Annotated in this window: 13 protein-coding genes and 1 pseudogene; 11 read left to right on the top strand and 3 right to left on the bottom strand. The window is 63.9% G+C overall.

From position 1 onward, the window contains the following. Window positions 1–304: 304 nt before the first annotated feature. The 9 genes from EQ874_RS20540 to EQ874_RS20500 all read left to right on the top strand — a co-directional run bounded on the left by EQ874_RS20540 (window position 305) and on the right by EQ874_RS20500 (window position 11,134). Entirely contained in the window at window positions 305–1,039 is a 735-nt protein-coding gene (locus EQ874_RS20540) for a FadR/GntR family transcriptional regulator (RefSeq protein ID WP_016932722.1), read from the top strand. Window positions 1,040–1,176: 137 nt separating this feature from the next. Then, window positions 1,177–1,734 carry a MaoC family dehydratase gene (locus EQ874_RS20535; RefSeq protein ID WP_129977968.1) on the top strand — a complete coding sequence of 186 codons (558 nt, stop codon included), beginning with the start codon at window positions 1,177–1,179 and terminating at the stop codon, window positions 1,732–1,734. Further along, window positions 1,731–2,945, top strand: a complete 1,215-nt coding sequence (locus tag EQ874_RS20530) for a CoA transferase (protein ID WP_064063709.1) — start codon at window positions 1,731–1,733, stop codon at window positions 2,943–2,945. Before EQ874_RS20535 ends, EQ874_RS20530 begins: the two co-directional genes overlap by 4 nt. Beyond that, window positions 2,942–4,318 (top strand): MmgE/PrpD family protein, encoded by a 1,377-nt coding sequence (locus EQ874_RS20525; RefSeq protein WP_129977967.1) that lies wholly within the window; start codon window positions 2,942–2,944, stop codon window positions 4,316–4,318. The genes EQ874_RS20530 and EQ874_RS20525 overlap by 4 nt, the downstream gene beginning before the upstream one ends. A 32-nt stretch (window positions 4,319–4,350) precedes the next feature. Further along, window positions 4,351–5,514 carry an acyl-CoA dehydrogenase family protein gene (locus EQ874_RS20520; RefSeq protein WP_129977966.1) on the top strand — a complete coding sequence of 388 codons (1,164 nt, stop codon included), beginning with the start codon at window positions 4,351–4,353 and terminating at the stop codon, window positions 5,512–5,514. Beyond that, on the top strand, window positions 5,511–6,338 hold the full coding sequence (locus EQ874_RS20515) for a CoA ester lyase (protein WP_064063707.1): 828 nt from the start codon (window positions 5,511–5,513) through the stop codon (window positions 6,336–6,338). Before EQ874_RS20520 ends, EQ874_RS20515 begins: the two co-directional genes overlap by 4 nt. Before the next feature lie 1,398 nt (window positions 6,339–7,736). Continuing rightward, entirely contained in the window at window positions 7,737–9,287 is a 1,551-nt protein-coding gene (locus EQ874_RS20510; protein ID WP_242496844.1) for an APC family permease, read from the top strand. A gap of 277 nt (window positions 9,288–9,564) precedes the next feature. Beyond that, window positions 9,565–10,170, top strand: coding sequence for a TetR/AcrR family transcriptional regulator (locus EQ874_RS20505; protein WP_129977965.1), 606 nt, complete (start codon window positions 9,565–9,567; stop codon window positions 10,168–10,170). Between the two features lie 136 nt (window positions 10,171–10,306). Then, entirely contained in the window at window positions 10,307–11,134 is an 828-nt protein-coding gene (locus tag EQ874_RS20500) for a gamma-glutamyl-gamma-aminobutyrate hydrolase family protein (protein WP_129977964.1), read from the top strand. 1,119 nt (window positions 11,135–12,253) lie between these two features. On the opposite strand, the gene EQ874_RS20495 is transcribed toward EQ874_RS20500, so the two are convergent. The 3 genes from EQ874_RS20495 to gabT all read right to left on the bottom strand — a co-directional run bounded on the left by EQ874_RS20495 (window position 12,254) and on the right by gabT (window position 16,323). After that, a complete protein-coding gene (locus EQ874_RS20495) occupies window positions 12,254–13,207 on the bottom strand; it encodes an alpha/beta hydrolase (RefSeq protein WP_165369293.1) in 954 nt (317 codons plus the stop codon). A gap of 288 nt (window positions 13,208–13,495) precedes the next feature. Beyond that, entirely contained in the window at window positions 13,496–14,941 is a 1,446-nt protein-coding gene (locus EQ874_RS20490) for an NAD-dependent succinate-semialdehyde dehydrogenase (protein ID WP_129977962.1), read from the bottom strand. Continuing rightward, window positions 14,938–16,323 (bottom strand): 4-aminobutyrate--2-oxoglutarate transaminase, encoded by a 1,386-nt coding sequence (gene gabT, locus EQ874_RS20485; RefSeq protein WP_129977961.1) that lies wholly within the window; start codon window positions 16,321–16,323, stop codon window positions 14,938–14,940. Before gabT ends, EQ874_RS20490 begins: the two co-directional genes overlap by 4 nt. Before the next feature lie 163 nt (window positions 16,324–16,486). On the opposite strand from gabT, the pseudogene EQ874_RS23265 reads away from it, so the two are divergent. Beyond that, window positions 16,487–16,795: pseudogene (locus EQ874_RS23265) on the top strand (PucR family transcriptional regulator ligand-binding domain-containing protein); the annotation flags it as partial. A gap of 183 nt (window positions 16,796–16,978) precedes the next feature. Then, window positions 16,979–17,980 (top strand): helix-turn-helix domain-containing protein, encoded by a 1,002-nt coding sequence (locus tag EQ874_RS20480; RefSeq protein WP_242496851.1) that lies wholly within the window; start codon window positions 16,979–16,981, stop codon window positions 17,978–17,980. Window positions 17,981–18,122: the final 142 nt, after the last annotated feature.

Here is an 18,122-nt window from a genome sequence, read left to right as displayed (position 1 = left end):
TGCCCGCGAGGAGCGGAGGGGACGACCGAGCCGTACGGCGGTCCGAAGTCTGGGGTGGGGGGTCACCGGGAGGGGTGATGTAGGTCATCGTGCTTGAGGGCGCCCGAGAAATCAATACCTCAGATGTTTTCGGTGCGAATCTGCCTCGAATCCCGGCATGCTCAGGTCAGATCCTTGGAAATTGCGCCTAAAGAGCGGATGATTAGCGGGTATGGGATGGGTGCGTGGTGACCTACCCCGGCCGCAATGTCGGGTTAGGCTCGGGCCGTTCACCGCAGCTTTCGAGAGAGAAGAGTCGACGCTCGTGACCGAATCGACGACCGGGGACGCACCCGTCAAGAACGGACCTGCCTATGCGGTCCTCGCGGAGCATCTGCGCACCCGAATCTTGTCCGGTGAGTTGCAACCCGGTGCCCGGTTGCCCGGGGAAGCCGAGCTGACCGCCGAATTCGGTGTCGGCCGCAGCACGATCCGTGAGGCCCTGCGTTCGCTGGCGAGCCAGAACTTGATCACGACGACCCGCGGTGTCACCGGGGGGAGTTTCGTCGCCGCGCCGAGTGTCGGGCACATCAGTGCGCATCTCGAGACGGGTGTGGCTTTGATGGCGGCAGCGGAAACGGTCACCGTCGCACAGTTGATGGAAGTGCGGAACCTCATGGAGGTGCCGGCGGCGGGCATGGCCGCGTTCCGCCGGACCGACGAGCACCTCGAGCAACTCGAAGCGTCGATCTTCGACCCGCACAGTCTGCAGGGGCCCGAGACGTTCGCGAAGAATCAGCAGTTCCACCTGGTTCTTCTGCGGGCGACCGACAATCCGTTGCTCGAATTGATCACTGCGCCGGTGTTCCGGGTGCTGTCGAGCAGATTCGGGCGCGAGCATGCCCCGGAGGGGTTCTGGCAGTGTGTCGATCACGATCACCGCGCGATCCTCGATGTCGTCGCCGCCGGAGACTCCATGGCGGCGATGGATCTGATGCGTCGGCATCTGGACAACTTGGGTGATTCGTATCGCCGGATGGATCGACGCGGTCCGGACTAGAGATGAAACATCTGCTTTTTAGGCGGATGAAGGTTGCAGATTCGACGATAATTGCCTCGCTCTGCCCTATTGACCCTCCAAATGTCTGATGTATTGTTCGAAGGAACGTACTCGCCGAACTGATGTGAGGAGACACGGTGGCAGTGCATCAGGCTGTTCTCGGCCGATTCTTCGAGGACTATGTTGTAGGGGACATCTACCAGCACCCCATCGGGCGCACGATCTCCGAAGCCGACAACACGTGGATCACGTTGCTGTCGATGAACACCAACCAGAACCACTTCAACGCTCATCTCGCAGCGCAGAACCCCATCACCGACGGCAAGGTCATCGTCAATTCCGGCCTGACAGTCGCTGTGGTACTGGGTATTTCGGTGCTCGACATGAGCCAGAACGCCATCTCGAACCTCGCGTTCACCGATATCAAGATGTCGCACCCGGTATACGTAGGGGACACCATCTACGCGGAGAGCATCTGCACAGGACTGCGCCGGTCCGAATCCCGACCCTATGCGGGAATCGTATCCATGATCACCCGCGGACTGAATCAAGATGGCACGGAAGTCATCTCGTGGAAACGGTCGGTCATGGTCGCAACCCGCGAGAGCGGAATCGGCCAGAACTACTTCCCCGAAGCCAAGAGCGGACCGCTGCAACTGCCGGCACCCGCCGACCCGGAAGGGGCGCTGTCGTGAAACCACTCCAGGACGTCCGCATCATCTCGCTCGAGCAGTACGGGGCGGGCCCGTTCGGCAGTGTCCACCTCGCCGACCTCGGTGCCGACGTGATCAAGATCGAAGACCCCAACGTCGGGGGCGACGTCGGACGTTACGTCCCGCCCTACAACGACGGCGAGGACTCACTGTTCTTCGAAACCTTCAACCGCAACAAGCGCAGCCTTTCGCTCGACCTGTCGTCACCGGCCGGTCGCGCAGTGTTCGAAGACCTCGTCCGCACCAGCGACGCCGTCTACTCCAACCTCCGCGGCGATGTACCGGCGAAAATCGGCATCACCTACGACGACCTCAAACACCTCAATCCGGCCATCGTGTGCTGCAGCCTCACCGGCTTCGGCATGACCGGCCCGCGCGCCGAAGAGCCCGGATACGACTACATTCTGCAAGGACTCGCGGGATGGATGAGCGTCACCGGTGACCCCGAAGGACCTCCCACCAAATCCGGGCTCTCGCTCGTGGACTACTCGGGCGGCTTCGTCGCCGCGATCAGCCTGCTGTCCGGACTCCACGCCGCCAAACGGGACGGCATCGGCGGAGACTGCGACGTCTCGCTCTACGACACCGCGATGTCGCTGCTCACCTACCCGGCCACCTGGCATCTGAACGCCGGCTTCGAACCGGTGCGCACCAAGAACTCGGCGCACCCCTCCCTCGTACCGTTCCAGGCATTCGAGGCCAGCGACGGCTGGCTCGTCGTCGGCTGCGCCAAGGAGAAGTTCTGGGAACGCCTCGTCGTCGCGATCGACAGACCCGACCTGGGCGCCGATCCACGCTTCGCGAACTTCGCACTGCGCGGGGAGAACCAAGACGAACTCCTCCCCATTCTCGAGCAGACCTTCGCTACGCAGCCGGTGGACTACTGGCTCTCGCGCCTGCAGCCGGCCGGTGTGCCGTCGGGCCCGATCAACGACGTCGCCCAAGCTCTCACCGAACCGCACACCCGTGCACGAGGCCTCCTCGTCGAGACCGAACACCCCACCTTCGGTACGGTGCGCCAAGTCGCCTCCCCGGTCCGGTTCGGTTCCGAGCCGACGCAGTACCGGCGTGCTCCGCTACGCAACGAACATTTCGACGAGATCGTCCGCGACCTCGGCTACAGCACCGAACGCGTTGCGGAGCTGACCGGCCAAGGTGCCTTCGGCAAACAAACGAGCGAGGCTCGGGCGTGACGTCGTCGGTCCTCGCCCGATGGGCCCACGGCCTGACCGTCGCGGACCTGTCCGAGAATGTCCGGCACGCTGTCGCGCGACATCTTCTCGACGGGGTCGGTAACGCCGTCGCCGCGCAACGCCTCGGATACGGGCGAGCCGCATGGACGGTCGCCGATGCGCTCGGCGGTCCGGCCGAAGCCAGGCCGCTGACCGGGACGCGGGCGATCTCCGCTCCGGCGGCAGGTATGGCGACCGCGGTGCTGGTGCACGCATTGGACTTCGACGACACTCATGCCGGTGCCCTCGTCCACGCCACCGCGGTGTCCGTTCCTGCAGCATTGGCTGTCGGACAACAGGTTCGAGCCACGGGAGCGGACGTTCTCACCGCTGCTGCGATCGGACTGGAGACGGCGTGCCGGCTCGGGGCCGCCAGTCCTCACGGTTTCCACGGACGTGGCCTCCATGCGACAGCCGTGGTCGGCCCGTTCGCCGCGGCGCTTGTCGCGGGCAAGCTGACCGGGCTGCCGGTTCCGGTGCTGGTGCACGCTCTCGGTGTCGCGGGCTCGTCGAGTGGAGGGTTGCTCGAGTTCCTCGATACCGACGCCGACACCAAGGCGCTGCACCCCGGCTCGGCCACACTGGGCGGGATCCTCGCAGCCCGGTTGGCTGCTGCGGGCGCCAGCGGCCCGGCGTCGGTACTCGAAGGACGCCGGGGTGTGTATGCGTCGATGTCGGAGCGACCCGCCGACCTCACGGTGTTGACGGACGGATTGGGCACCGAGTGGGAAGCGACCCGCATCGGTATCAAGCCCTACCCGAGTTGCCAGCTCATGCATGTCACTCTCGACGCGGTCACGGCGGCTCTGAGCGTTGGGAGTGTGGACCCCGCGCAGGTGGTCGATATCGAGGTGCACGTTCATCCGGATTCCGTGCCGATCGTATGTGGTCCGAACGCCGGTGTGGCCGCACCGCGCAGCACCTACGACGGCAAGTTCGACCTTCCGTGGAGTGTCGCTGCGCTCGTGCACGACGGACGTATCGATGTCGCGACCTACACCGGCGCGTCGATCGCCCGTGACTCGGTGCTCGCGACCGCTCGCACGGTCCGTGTCGTCGAAGCCCCGACCGAGGGTCCGGCGGCGTCGGCACCCGGACATGCGATCGTCACTCTCGACGACGGACGTGTACTCGAGGGACGCGTCGCAGGTAGCCGTGGTACCGCCGCGTTCCCCCTCGACGATCAGCAGTTGCTCGCCAAGTTCATCGCCAACTGCGGTGATCATCCCTGTGCCCCGGAGCTCGCCGACCGAATCTTCGGGCTTGCCGACGAGCCGGATCTGACCGCCGTCCTCGATCTCGCGGCCCGCATCGCGCCCGCACCCCTGCACTGACCACCTGTGCACCGAACATCCCAGGAGCCATCATGGATTTCACCTTCGACGAGCAGCAACTGGCGTTCCGAAAGGCGTTACGTCACTTCGTGGACAAAGAGATCGTTCCCGTCGCCAACGAGTGGGAGAAATCGGGACGATATCCCACCGAGATCGTGGAACACATGAAGGCCATGGGGCTGTTCGGCATCACCACGCCCGAGGAGTACGGCGGTATCGACCTCGACAAGGTGTCGTTCACACTCGTGTACGAGGAACTGGCCCGCGGTTGGATGGGCATCGCCGGCATTCTCGGCAGCCACAATCTGTCCTGCTGGATGATCAACCGCCACGGCACCGAGGAACAGAAGCAGAGTCTGCTGCCGAAGCTGGCCACGGGGGAGTGGCGGACCGGGATCGGACTCACCGAGCCCGGCGCGGGCACGGACCTGCAGGGAATCCGAACGACTGCGCGCCGCGACGGCGATCACTACATCGTCAGCGGCGCCAAGACGTGGATCACCAATGCCCGGCACGCGAACGTCCTCCCGGTTCTGGTGAAGACCGACCCGTCCGCGGAACCGGCACACAAGGGCATGAGCATCCTGTTGATCGACACCACGCTTCCAGGTTTCGAGGTGCAACGGGATCTCGGCAAATTGGGGTACAAGGGCACCGAGTCCTGCGAGATCCTCCTCGACGACATTCGGGTGCCGGCCGACGCATTGCTCGGCGGAACAGAAGGGCGTGGTCTGCAGCAGGCCCTGTCGGGCCTGGAAATCGGTAGGCTCAACATCGCCGGCCGTAGCGTCGGTATCGCCCAGGCCGCCTATGACGCAGCGCTGTCCTACGCGCGAGAGCGCACCGCGTTCGGGCAGCCGATCGCGGACTTCCAGGCGATCCAGCTCAAGCTGGCGGACATCGCCACCCATCTGCAGGCCGCCCGGCTGATGACGTATTGGGCGGCTTCGCAGGCAGACTCGGGTAAGAGAGTCGACATGGAGGCCGGCATGGCGAAGTACTTCGCCTCCGAGACGGCCATCACCGCGAGCCTCGAAGCGATGCGTATCCATGGCGGCTACGGATACTCGACGGAGTTCGTCGTCGAGCGGTTGTACCGCGACGCACCTCTCATGTCGATCGGCGAGGGTACCAACGACATCATGCGGACAGTCATAGCCAAGGCGCTGGTCTCCGGTTCCGGGGTCATCGGATGAGCGTGGCGTTGACCTACCTGTACGTCCCGGGTGATCGTCCGGAGCGTTTCGACAAGGCACTCGCCTCGGGTGCCGACGCGATCGTGCTCGACCTCGAGGACGCGGTCGCCGCTGATCGAAAGGTACTCGCGCGTGAAACGGTAGCTCGGTGGATCGCCGCGCTCGCCCCCGGTTCCGTGGAGGTATGGGTGCGTGTGAACCCGGGAGCGCTGCAGGAGGCGGACATCCGTGCGGTCGCGCACCCGCGTCTGACGGGGGTGTGGCTGCCGAAGGTGGGATCCGCACACGACGTCGAACAGGTCGATGGCCTCCTGACAGAGCTCTGTCCCGATGCTGCGGTATCCGCGCTGATCGAGACCGCTGCCGGTGTGTTCGCCGCACCGGCCATCGCTCGTGCGCCCCGAATGCGGTTTCTGCAACTCGGAGAAGTCGACCTGGCCGCAGATCTCGGTGTCGAGGTCGACGACGACGGGACGGCGCTGTTGTTCGCACGCAGCCGAGTCATCGCTGCGGGTGTGGCGGCAGGAATCGATCCGCCCCCTGCCGCGGTGTCACGCAATTTCCGTGACAGCGACGCCCTGGAAGCAGATACGCGCGCCCTTGCGCGCCTCGGATTCGTCGGGCGGGCGTGCATTCACCCGGCGCAGCTCGCCCCGGTTCGCCGAGTGTTCACACCGTCCTCGGAGGAGGTATGCAAGGCCCGTGCCGTGCTGGCCGGCCTGGAGGCGGCGGAGTCCGGTGTTGCTGTGGATGAAGCCGGATTCTTGATCGACGAAGCGGTCGCTCGGCAAGCACGCAGGGTGCTGGAGCGAGCGGGACGATGACCGGGCCTGCCTGCCACTACGCCTGAATGTGCGCCTACCGCCGGACCGTTGCAGCGCTCGGCCGAACGACCTCGATCGAGGATCGGTGTGCCGAATACCGCCGACTGCCGCGGTGACGACACGGTTCGAGGCCAACCGCGTCGAGGTCGCGTCACCGGCGCCCCGTGCCCTCTCGCGTCAGCGACCCGCCGGCGTTGGCTCCGTCGAAGCGTCGAAGCGTCGAAGCGGCAGCTCGGCAACAACAAGAAACCCTGCTTCGGTGATCTGCGATCTCCGAAGCAGGGTTTCGGCAGTCCGAATGCAGGGGGGAGATTCGGACTGCCCAAGCCCACACAGGGGAATGGGCATGTTGTCTCGCCCGTAGTGGCATGCCGCCGACCCAGCACGTTGTCTGCGGTGCATTCCTACTGGGCGAGTCATCGGCAGGTTCGGCCATCCTCGCGGCGACCCCACTCACTGCCGATAGTCCACACTATAGCCAATATTGTTGTGCAGCACAATATTCGAAGTTCTTGTCGAGCCGGGTGTTCGAACATCGGCAGAAGGTCTGCGAGCGGCGGTTCACCGTTGCCGTCCCATGACGATGTGGCAGAGACCGCCTCCGGAGAAGGCCGAGTCGACGAGGCGAACCGGATGATCCGAGGTTGCTTGCGAAGGGGAGGAGGGAATCGGGGTCCGTATTGTCCATGGGTCCTTGTCGTCCGGGCGTCGCAGAGGGGAAGAGCCTTGCACGACGGAGCATGGCCGTCCCTCGTACGCGGTCGCGTAGGGGTGTAACCAGTCCACTATTTGCGGGACTCGACGTCCAGTGGACAAAGCGGCAATGGGCGTTCCAGGCGAGTGCCACTTTGTCGATAGCTGCATTCGCATCCTTCCGGTATGGGCGGGAAGTGGTGGACAACCCCGGAGAAGCACCTGTGACGGGTGTCGGATGACCTGCAAGATCGGTTTCGACCAGCGCTCGAATCGCCCGCATCGTCGTCCCGGTCGGGACGACGTCATATGCGCCGGCCGCTGGGTGGGGATGTGCGAATCTGTCCGATTCGATTCTTCCGGGGTTCATCACCCAGGTGTCCGGTATCAGCTGATCTGTCCGCATGATCAACTTTTCGGAGCAGTGGTCGGCGGTGTTCGTGCCGCACGCTCTCGGGATGGTGGCGACTGCTGCTCGGCACGCGTGATGCGGTGACCACCCGACTTTGTCGGGGAGGAATCCGGACAGGGGGTCGCGGCAGTTGTCACATGAAATTCTCCCGACTCCCTTGACACGAGTTTGTGAACAGGACCACACTATTGGCCACCCGCTCAAGTCGTTTGGCCAGGCTTGTTCCAGGTGCAGATCGGTACGTGATGCCTGGCACATCCGGTGCCCTGCATCGCAGTACCGGCAGGTGCACGGTGTTCCGCGAAAGCCGGATCATCGAGGGCTTCCTGCAGGTCTCGGTTGCCGCGCCCGATGGGCGGTCCCATACCTTCTTACGCTCTGAGGAGTTCCGAATGTCCGAAACTGACAATGCTGCTGCGGCAGCCGGTACAGAGCGCCCTTCTGCCACCGCAGAGATCGGCCTGGATCCGGGTCATCTCAGTCGCCTGCAGATCACATCCTTGGCCGTGACGTCGTTCGTCCCGGCGGTAGGCATGGCGACAGCGCCCTTTCTGTTCTTCGGTGCGGGAGGATTCAACGCATGGCCGGCTGCCCTGTTGGCGATGGTCGCGACAGTGTGTGTCGGCAAAGCGATCATCACCTTCGCCAGGCGTTATGTGGGCTCAGGATCGCTGTACTCGTACATTGGTGAAGTGTTCGGCCCGTGGGCGCGATATGCGGTCGGGGCGTCACTTCTTCTGGGCTTCATCACCCAGGTGGCCGGTACAGGCTCCCTGGTGGGGATCTACTTCGGTAGCTTTCTGACCACCCTCGGCCTCGAGAACGGATACTCTCCGGGGCTGCAGATGCTCATCCTCGCGGTGACCCTCACGACGGCTGCGCTGATCGCGCTTCGTGGACTGGACACCTCGGTCAGGGTTGCCGTCACTTTGACCCTCGTCTCGGTACCACTGATGATCCTGGTGACCGGGGCGAGCGCCACTCGCACCGGTCTGGACCTGGCACAGCAGTTCGATTTCGGGTCGCTGACAGTGAGCGGCACATTCCAGGGGATGGCCTCGGGAATCGCGTTCCTCGTGGCATTCGAAAGCTGCACCGCCCTCGCCGCGGAGACGCGTGACCCGAAGCGGAACGTGCCCTTGGCGGTGATGAGCACACCCGTCCTCCTGGGACTTCTCTATGTGGTGGTCACGTTTCTTCAGGTCCCCGGATTGGCCGAAGCGGAAGACGTGCTCAGCGCGGGAGCGTCGCCCGTTGCTGCGTTGAACGCTGTCGCCGGAATGCCTTCCTGGATCGGAGGTGCCACCGATCTGGTTCTCGCCATCGCGACGTTCGCGGCGGTCGTGGGGTTCACCAACTACGGTTCTCGGTATCTGGTCACGCTCGGTGTCGACGGGTTTCTACCCGCCCGTGTCACCGATGTCGACCGGCGACGGCACACGCCCGCATTCGCGATCGTTTCCTTGTCGGTCCTCGGATTCCTCACCATGGGGGCGATGGTCTCGTACGCGGGCGACTTCCTCACCTCGTACAACACTATTGCTGTGGTCATCGTGTACTGCTGGGTGCTGCCGTATGTATTGATCGGCGTGGGCGCAATCCTCGTCATCGCTCGCGAGAAATCGTTCGAACCTCTCACCTTCATTTCCTCCTTCATTGCTATCGGATCGATGTCGTGGCTGTTCATCAACGGCCTGATTCATCCCCCCGGTGCGCCGATCGACGTGATGAGCCGGCTTGTTCCTTTTGCGATCGCAGTATGCACGGCAGCATTCGCAGTGTCCGGGCGTCGCGCTACGCCGCGGGATGACGAGCACGCTGCCGAGATGGAACGACCCCATTAGACAGCGTCCGCTCTATCCGAGGTCGCCGAGCAGGACCTGGTCATCGGAGTGGCCTGCAGGAGGATGTTCCGGCTCGGCCCGGCAGGCGCTCGAGGCCTCGGCTCGAAGGACGAGTGATGGAGTCCCCCTGTGAGACAGGCGAAACGTCCCACGGGGGGGCTCCTGCAACCGGGCACGGCGTGATGATGCTTCGCGAGAGCCCGACTTGGTTGGTTGACTCAGTCATGATCGCGAGGGGATAGAGTAGTTCCATCACCCGGGTGAAGGAGGCGACATCGTGGCCAATGTATCGGCTCAGGACCGGCGACGACAGTTTGTGGCAGCTGCCATCGAGGTCATTGCCGAGGAGGGCGTAGCAAAGGCGACGACCAGACGCATCGCGGAAAAGGCTCACGCGCCGGCCGCAAGTATCCACTACTGCTTCGACAGCAAGGAAGAGTTGTTCCAGGCGGTACTCGAGAGCAGTTCGTACGAAGGGCTCCAATTCGCAGGCCGTGACATTCGGCCGCAGATGGGGCTCGGCGCTGCCGTCGAAGCCATTCTGCGTGGCTATCTGGAGTGGATGTTGCACGACCGTGCCAACCAGCAGGCCCAGTACGAATTGACATTCTGGGCCTTGAGAACGCCGTCCTCACAACACCTTCCGCAGCGCAATTACCGCCGGTACATCGACGGTACCGCGCAACTGCTGCGAGAGGCGTCCCGGCCGGGGGAAGAATCCGTCGACATCGAATTCTTGGCCCGGCATCTGATCGCCGTGCTCGACGGGCACACCTTGCAGTGGATCACGCTGGATGACGACGCGATGGTCCGCATGGTCGACAAGGCGATCGCCGAGATCCAGGCGTCGCTTCCGGGGGTCGGGGCCACGGCCGCGTTGTAGACACTCTCCGCGTGAAGGGTCGGCGTTCTGTACGCGCCGGCCCTTTTTCGTGTCGGGGACACCTTGACAGAGATGGCCGAGTTCACGCATTCTTGGGCGGCAAACTGGGGCGCATGCCCAAGTTATTGGAGGCACTATGACGCAAGCTGACGGCCGGTTACCGAAATCTTCGGAGCCCTCACACCCGGATCCGAATTACAAGCCCTTGATCGGGATCACCGGAAGGCGACTCGCCGGAACGGCTCTACCCGACCTCGAGCAGAGATACCAGCGGCACGACTTCGGTGCGTACTTCACCGAATTCCCCTCCGCGATCACTGCGGCCGGCGGAATCGCAGTGGAAATCCCGTACGAGTCCGGGCATGCAGATCTGGTCGCTCGCCTCGACGGTGTGCTGATCACAGGAGGACAGGACGTCCATCCGGATCGATGGGGGGGAGACCCGGCGTGTGCCGCCGGACCGGTCGATACCGCTCGTGACGATTACGAGGCCGCGCTGATTCGTGCGGCTCTCGACAGTAACGTCCCTCTTCTCGGGGTATGCCGAGGAATGCAGTTGATCAATGTAGTCCTCGGCGGCACATTGGTGCCGGATCTGGACAAGTCCTGTATCGATCACACCGCGAACGGGCACGAGACGTCCGACCGCGTTCACACCGTCCGGACGGCCCCGGACTCTCTCGCCCACAGCCTCTTCGGCGCCGAGGTCGCCGTGAACTCATTGCATCACCAGGCTGTCGCCCACCCAGGACGAGACGTCGTGGTGACCGGTCGTGCGGCCGACGGCACGCCGGAAATCATCGAGCTGCCCGGATCTGCGGTTCTGGGTGTCCAGTGGCACCCCGAGTGGCTGCCCGGCGTGGAGCAGCCCTTCCACTGGCTCGTCCGCACGGCACAGAACTACGCCTACGCGTGTGGACCGCGAACGGCACGCGAATTGCAGCGTACGAGAAAAGGGCTGTAGTGGACGGGACCACACCCACCGAAGCGATCCGACGCCACAATGTTGATCCCGCTGCACGAGAATGCATCGACCGTGCAGCATTGCGGCTCCTGTCCGGGGTCGAAGCCGCATTCCGAGCCGATCGGCGTGGAATGGCGAGCACACTGTTCGATCTGTCCCACATGCTCCGAGTGCTTCCTTCGAGCGATGCTGTTGCGATCTCCACCGCTCTCGTCGATCGAGAGCGAACGGACGCCTCTGACCGGTAAGTCCTCGACGAAACACCTCTCACCCCCGCAAGATCGGAGTGACCGACGCGGGTGCAGAGGAGCACGTCGGCCCTTTGTCGACGGCGAAGAACGACGCATCCACGCGGAATCCGCAGGGGAGGCCCACTCCGTGTCCCTCACTCTCCACACCTCCGGTGTCGATGACGGTTCTTCCGGGTGAACTCGATGTGCTCCACCCGACGGTTACATCGACCTCCGTAACCGGACGAAGGATGTTGTCGTGTCCGGCGGAGAGAACATTCCGATAGTGGAAGTGGAACTGTGCTCGGCGAGCCACCACGCGGTGTCCGAGTCGGACGTCGTTGTGCAGGAGGACAAGTGTGATTCCCGACGGGTTTCGTACTGTCGCGGAACGGGATGACGGCGACGGAAGCCGGGCTGATCGTTCATACCCGCGAGAAGATTGCCTACCACAAGACGCCGCGTGAAGCAGGGATCCGGCCGATCTTTCCCAGACGCCGAGACGGAAGATCCAAGAGTTCGTCTTGCGCCGAGCCGCTGGGAGCGGGGCCCACCGTGCGAGTCACGGGCTGGATACCTGTCCGGTGCATGCGATTACGCATGTCGGCGGCCACCGACCGAGAAGAACCCGCTCGGCCGGAGTGTCGCTCAGGGCGGCCCGGCCGAGCCGGCGCGACGAGTGCGTCACTCGGATCGAGACATGGTGAAAGATCCCCGTTCGCAAGGCCGTTCGTGCTCGGAGCGAGTGAGATGCGCGAGCACGGCAGTCGAGCCGGTGGCGATGTCCTGTGCCACCGGCTCGTGACGGAACAAGTCCGGGTCATCGCGGTGCACAGTGGATGACGCGCGTACAGATGTATACGCGGGTCTGCTGCATCCGCCTCCGTACCTATCGGAGCAACGTCTTCCCGATCAGTTGCGCCATCTCGGATACGGCCTCGTCGGCGGCTGTGAGGGTGCCTACCTCGGTGAAGAAGCTGTGGAACACCCCGGGATACCGATGAAGCTCTGCAGCGACGCCGTCCGATGCCAATCGGGCGACGTACTGTTCGGCGCTGTCCCGCAGGGGATCGACTTCAGCGGTGATGACGAGAGCGGGGGGAAGTCCTGCCAATGTGTCTGCCGCAGCGGGAATGGCGTACGGATTGTGCGAATCGTCCGGACCGTCGAGGTAGTTGTCGAAGAACCAGATGCAGTCCTGCGCAGTGAGGACCGGACCGTCCGAGTACTCGCGGAAGGAAGCATAGTCGGACGGAAGGTCGAAGGCGGGGTAGGCCAGTGCCTGCAGGCGGACCTGCGGACCGTTCTCATCGCGTGCACGGAGGCACACACCGATCGCCAGATTTCCTCCGGCGCTGTCACCGGCGACAGCGATGGTGCTGCCGTCGAGTCCCTTGTCCGAAGCGTGGTCTCGTACCCACAGGAGAACGTCGTAACAATCGTCGTGGGGGACCGGGAACTTGTTCTCCGGGGCCCGACGGTAGTCGACCGAGACAAGCGCGCATGACGACTCGTTCGCAAGTGTGCGGCAGCACTCGTCCACACCGTCCAACGTGCCCAGTGTCCAACCACCGCCGTGGAAGTAGATGATCACCGGAAGATCGGGATCCGAGTTCGGACGGTAGAGTCGAAGAGGGATTTCGCCGTGTCGTCCGGTGACCGAGAAGTTCTCGACAGAGTGGACGGGTGTGTGATCGCGTGGACGCATCAGGTCGACCACTTGTCGTGCGCCGTGTACGCCGAGTTGATGGAAAGGCTTGGCCGACAAGAAATCCAGATCATCGGCCATCTTCAGTGCGTCGGGCATCAGGTTCCGATGAGACCACTTCCCAGGTTCGGTCACGTCACGATGTCCTTCCATCCGAAGTAGTATCCGAGTCCTGTGCCGGCACCCGAGGCTGTCTTCAAGCGCAGGGGGCGGGTAAGGACAGCGGGGCTTCATGTGTGCTGCTGGATCATCGGGGAACGTCGTCCGAGACGACCGGTCGCCAGACGTACCGGAATGCAGTGGGTTCCAGTCCGGACCGAGCATAAGCCAGGTTGGGCGAATGATCAAGAATGTGTGCTCTGCGATGATCGGAAGTGCCCGACGAGGTCGGCTCGTCGGGCGCTTCCGATCGGCAGGACTCGGTCAGAGCGCGATGTACTTGGTGTCGAGGTATTCTTCGATCCCCTCCGATGCGCCCTCGCGCCCGAAACCCGATTCCTTGACGCCTCCGAAGGGGGCGGCGGGATCGGAAATGATGCCTCGGTTGACGCCGACCATCCCCACCTTCAATGCTGTGGCCACGCGCATGGCCCGATCGAGATCTCGGGTGTAGAAGTAGGCAGCCAAGCCGTACTCGGTGGCGTTGGCGGCGGCAACCGCCTCATCTTCGGTATCGAAGACGGTGATTGCTGCAACGGGGCCGAAAATCTCTTCGCGGAGCAGGCGAGAGTCCTCAGGGACACAGTCCAGGACTGTCGCGGGGTAGAAATTGCCAGGACCGGAAGGGACTTTGCCGCCGGCTCGGAGCCGCGCCCCACGGTCGACAGCGTCGACGACGAGGTCGTGGACCGATGCACGTTGCTTGTCGGTGATGAGCGGGCCCAGGTCGGTGTTCTCGGCGAGTCCGTGTCCGGTGCGCAGCGCTGTGATGCGTGCGGTGAGTTTGTCGGCGAACTCGTCCGCGACCCCCCGCGCAACATGAAAGCGGTTCGCTGCGGTACAGGCTTCACCGCCGTTGCGCATCTTGGCTGCCATCGCGCCGTCCACGGCCGCGTCGACATCGGCGTCGTCGAACACGAGGAACGGTGCGTTGCCACCGAGTTCCATCGAAGTGCGCAGCAGACGGTCGGCGGATTGGCGGACGAGGAGCTTGCCGATGCCCGTGGATCCGGTGAAGGTGATCTTCCGCAGACGCGCGTCGGCGACGAGGGGGCCGGTCAAGGCGGAAGCCTGTGAAGTCGGCAGGATCGACAGGACTCCGTCCGGCAGACCGGCGTCGGCGAACACTCGGCCGAGGAGAAGCATCGTCAAGGGAGTCTCGGCGGCTGGTTTGACGATGATCGGACATCCCGCGGCCAGTGCCGGACCGATCTTGCGCGTCGCCATGGCCAGGGGAAAGTTCCACGGTGTGATGGCCAGGACGGGACCGACAGGCTCTTTGGTGACCAGGATGCGTCCCGATCCTGCAGGGGCCTGCGTAGCGCGTCCACTGATGCGTACCGACTCTTCGGCGAACCACCGGAGAAACTCGGCTCCGTAGTTGACCTCACCGTGCGCTTCGGAGAGGGTCTTGCCCATCTCCAGGGTGATGACCCGCGCGAAGTCATCGGCGCGGGCGCGCACGAGATCGAAAGCCGTACGCAAGATGTCGCTTCGAACTCTGGCCGGAGTGGCTGCCCAGGCTGTCTGCGCCGCGATCGCCAGATCGAGCGCATGTGCCCCGTCGTCGGGGCTCGCATCGGAGACATGGGTCAGTAGCTCACCGGAAGCGGGATCGAGCACCGGAAAAGTGGCGCCCGTCGACGAATCGGACAGTTTGCCCCCCAGCCACAGCTGTGTAGGGGTACCCGCGGGCAGGTCGTAGGTCATCGTGCCGATCCCGCCGGAATGGAAGCGTCGGAGACGTCGTGGATGGCGCCGACAAGGACGTCGAGGCCCTCGATGAGCAGGTCATCGGGGATGACGAGGGGGGGAAGCAAGCGGACGACGTTTCCGTAGGTGCCGCAGGTGAGCACGATGACCCCCTGGGCCAACGCTTCGGCCGCTACGGCTCGGGTTGCTTCGGGGTTCGGGTCCCGTGTGCCGGGCCGGACGAACTCCACGGCGATCATGGCGCCACGGCCTCGTACCTCGCCGATGATGTCGATGTCTGCTGCCGCCGCATTCAGTCGGCTCTTGGCGATCTGCTCGATCTCGCGTGCGCGTCCGCAGAGATCGAACTCCTCCATGCGAGCAATGGCCGCCAGCGCGGCAGCGCATGCGACCGGATTCCCGCCGTAGGTACCACCGAGTCCGCCGCCATGCACGGCATCGATCAACTCGGCGCGCCCTGTCACTGCCGCGAGAGGCATTCCGCCGGCCATCCCCTTGGCGAGAGTGATGAGGTCCGGGACGACGTCTTCGTCGTGGCATGCGAACCAGTCACCTGTGCGCGCGAATCCGGTCTGGATCTCGTCTGCCACGAAGACGATTCCGTTGTCTCGCGACCACTGTGCCATCGCGGGAAGAAAACCTGGCGCGGGAACGATGAATCCACCTTCACCCTGGATAGGTTCGATGACGATCGCGGCGACGTTGTGGGCGCCGACCTGCTTGTCGATCTGGGTGATGGCGCGTGCCGCGGCCTGGGTGCCGGTCACGTCGGTCCCATCGTAATTTCGTCCCTCCCGGAAGGGATACGACATCGGAACCCGGTGGATATCGGGTGCGAACGGGCCGAAACCGTCCTTGTACGGGAGGTTTTTCGCGGTCAACGCCATGGTCAGGTTCGTTCGTCCGTGATAGGCGTGGTCGAAGACGACGACAGCACTTCGCCCGGTCGCGTTCCGTGCGATCTTGATGGCGTTCTCGACGGCCTCGGCACCGCTGTTGAACAGGACGGTGCGCTTCTCATGGTCTCCGGGGGTGATGTCGGCGAGCTTCTCGGCTACGGCGACGTAGCCTTCGTAAGGCGTCACCATGAAACAGGTATGTGTGAAGTGCGCGACCTGGTCCTGTACTGCGGAAACGACCGCAGGATCGGATCCGCCCACAGTGGTTACCGCAATGCCTGAACCGAGATCGATGAGAGAATTACCGTCGACATCCACCACGACTCCGCCGTCCACATCTGCGGCATAGACGGGCACAGACGAAGCGACGCCGGCTCCTACCGCCCGCTTGCGGCGTTCGTCGAGGGCGCCGGATCGAGGGCCGGGTAGCGCCGTCACCAGGCGTCGCTCCTGAGGACGACGGTATGCGAAGTCCGCCATGTGATTCTCCTTGTGGTCGTCCGACCGCCGCAGCCAGGATTGCCGCCGCGGAATCTCGAAAGAACGGGTTGTGACGAGTATCGGCTTCGAGCTGTGCGACGGCGATGCCGATTTGTACATGTGAAGGTCCTCTGATTGCCATTTCGTCGAGTACGCTTTCGGCGTGAGCATCGGCATCGGATGGTTGCTGTCGCAGTCCCACCTGGGCTTGAAAGTTCGTGCGGGAAGGGTGAACGACGAGAGGCGTATCAGTTTTGTGCAGCCGACCGAGTTGCTCGATCCGACGCCCTGGCTGTCCGAGAACGCGCTCGTATTGACCACAGGACTCGGCCTCACTGCGGCGGATTGCGCCGAATACGTGCGGCGACTGGTAGACGCGGGCGCGTCGGCAATCGGCTTCGGCACCGGGCTCTCGCACGACCGTATTCCGTCGGAGATGCTCGACGAGGCAGATCGATGGGGCCTTCCGGTCCTCGAGGTCCCGTACACGACTCCTTTTGCCGCGATCACCCGCTCGGTCAGCGAGCGATTGACCGAACAACAGTACGAATCGGTTCGTCGCGCCGCGTCCGCGCAGGTGCGAATCACCAGGGCGGCGCTGCGCGGAGGAACTCCGGCAATTGTGCGGGAGCTGGCCACTGCCGTGGGAGCCTCGGTGGCGTTCGTCGATGAACGAAGCGGGGCAGTTGCGGCCCATCCGAAGTCCGCGACCGCGCTGGCAGGCCTGGCACGGACGATCCCCAAGGCCGGGGCGGGCTCGACGACGGTGAGCGAGCCGGGGATCTCGACGACGGTCCAGCCCGTGATGCAATCCGGTAACACCCTCGGGTATGTCGTTGTGCAGGTTACTCATCCGCTCGAAGCGGTCGACATGGTGCTTGTGGGACACGCGGTCTCCTTGGTCACTCTCGACCTGGACAAACCGCAACGACTTCGACGAGAGAGAAACGCTCTCGGTGGCAGGGTTCTGCAACTGTCACTCGAGGGACTCCTCCCTGCCGACAAAGCGCTCACGCACCTGGGGGACGCCTGTGGTGAGGACGGACTCATCCGAATCCTGCATATCGAGGGCAAGGCGCCGGCGGCGGTCGCTCGCGAACTCGAAACCGCATTCGCAGCACGTCGGCGTCCGTTCTACACGTGTGAGAGAAACGGTTCTGTCCTGGTGCTCCTTCGCGGAGACGACTCGGGGGCCGACGTGGAGGACATGCTCCGGCGGATCGGATCAGGACGGGGATCTTCTGCGGGACTGAGCGCGCCCCACCACTTCGGTCAGGTGGAGCATGCCGCGACCCAGGCGGTGCTCGCGACCTCGAAGATCGCAGGATCGCGTCGAGTGCGGGAATTCGATCCTCGGCACGGGACGGCGCTGCTGACCAGTCCGGATGCCGTCGCCGTGCTGCGCTCGGTAGCGACGTCGACGGTGTCGGTGCTGGCGGCCTACGACCGGGACCATGACACCTGTCTGGTCGAGTCGTTGCGGGCGTTTCTGGAGTCGAACGGTCAATGGGAAAGCGCGGCTTCCGTGCTCGATGTTCACCGCCATACTCTTCGCGCTCGAGTCGCCAAGGCAGGGGAACTGATGGATGTGGACATGACGGACGCCCGAGTCCGTGCAGAGCTGTTGCTCGGAATCCTCGCAGGGGTTCCCGGCTGAGGTAGCACAAACCACCAAAGTTGATCCGTTGGCCCATTCTTGTCGGGACATTCTTCTGTCACGATCGGGGCATGTCGCCGGCATTGTCGGTCTCACCCTTGTGAAAAGTGCGTTTCCGCCCTTGACACCAGGGTGTGATCGT

The organism is Rhodococcus sp. Q1, from assembly GCF_004153645.1.
Lineage (GTDB): Bacteria > Actinomycetota > Actinomycetes > Mycobacteriales > Mycobacteriaceae > Rhodococcus > Rhodococcus gordoniae.
The sequence above is the reverse complement of the archived record's forward strand: the minus strand, read 5'-3'. Positions and strand labels throughout refer to the sequence as shown.

Coding starts and splice junctions, on each gene's coding strand:
- EQ874_RS20520 (WP_129977966.1), top strand. CDS start 4,351: ATGGATTTCACCTTCGACGAGCAGCAACTGGCGTTCCGAAAGGCGTTA.
- EQ874_RS20500 (WP_129977964.1), top strand. CDS start 10,307: ATGACGCAAGCTGACGGCCGGTTACCGAAATCTTCGGAGCCCTCACAC.
- gabT (WP_129977961.1), bottom strand. CDS start 16,323: ATGGCGGACTTCGCATACCGTCGTCCTCAGGAGCGACGCCTGGTGACG.
- EQ874_RS20490 (WP_129977962.1), bottom strand. CDS start 14,941: ATGACCTACGACCTGCCCGCGGGTACCCCTACACAGCTGTGGCTGGGG.
- EQ874_RS20515 (WP_064063707.1), top strand. CDS start 5,511: ATGAGCGTGGCGTTGACCTACCTGTACGTCCCGGGTGATCGTCCGGAG.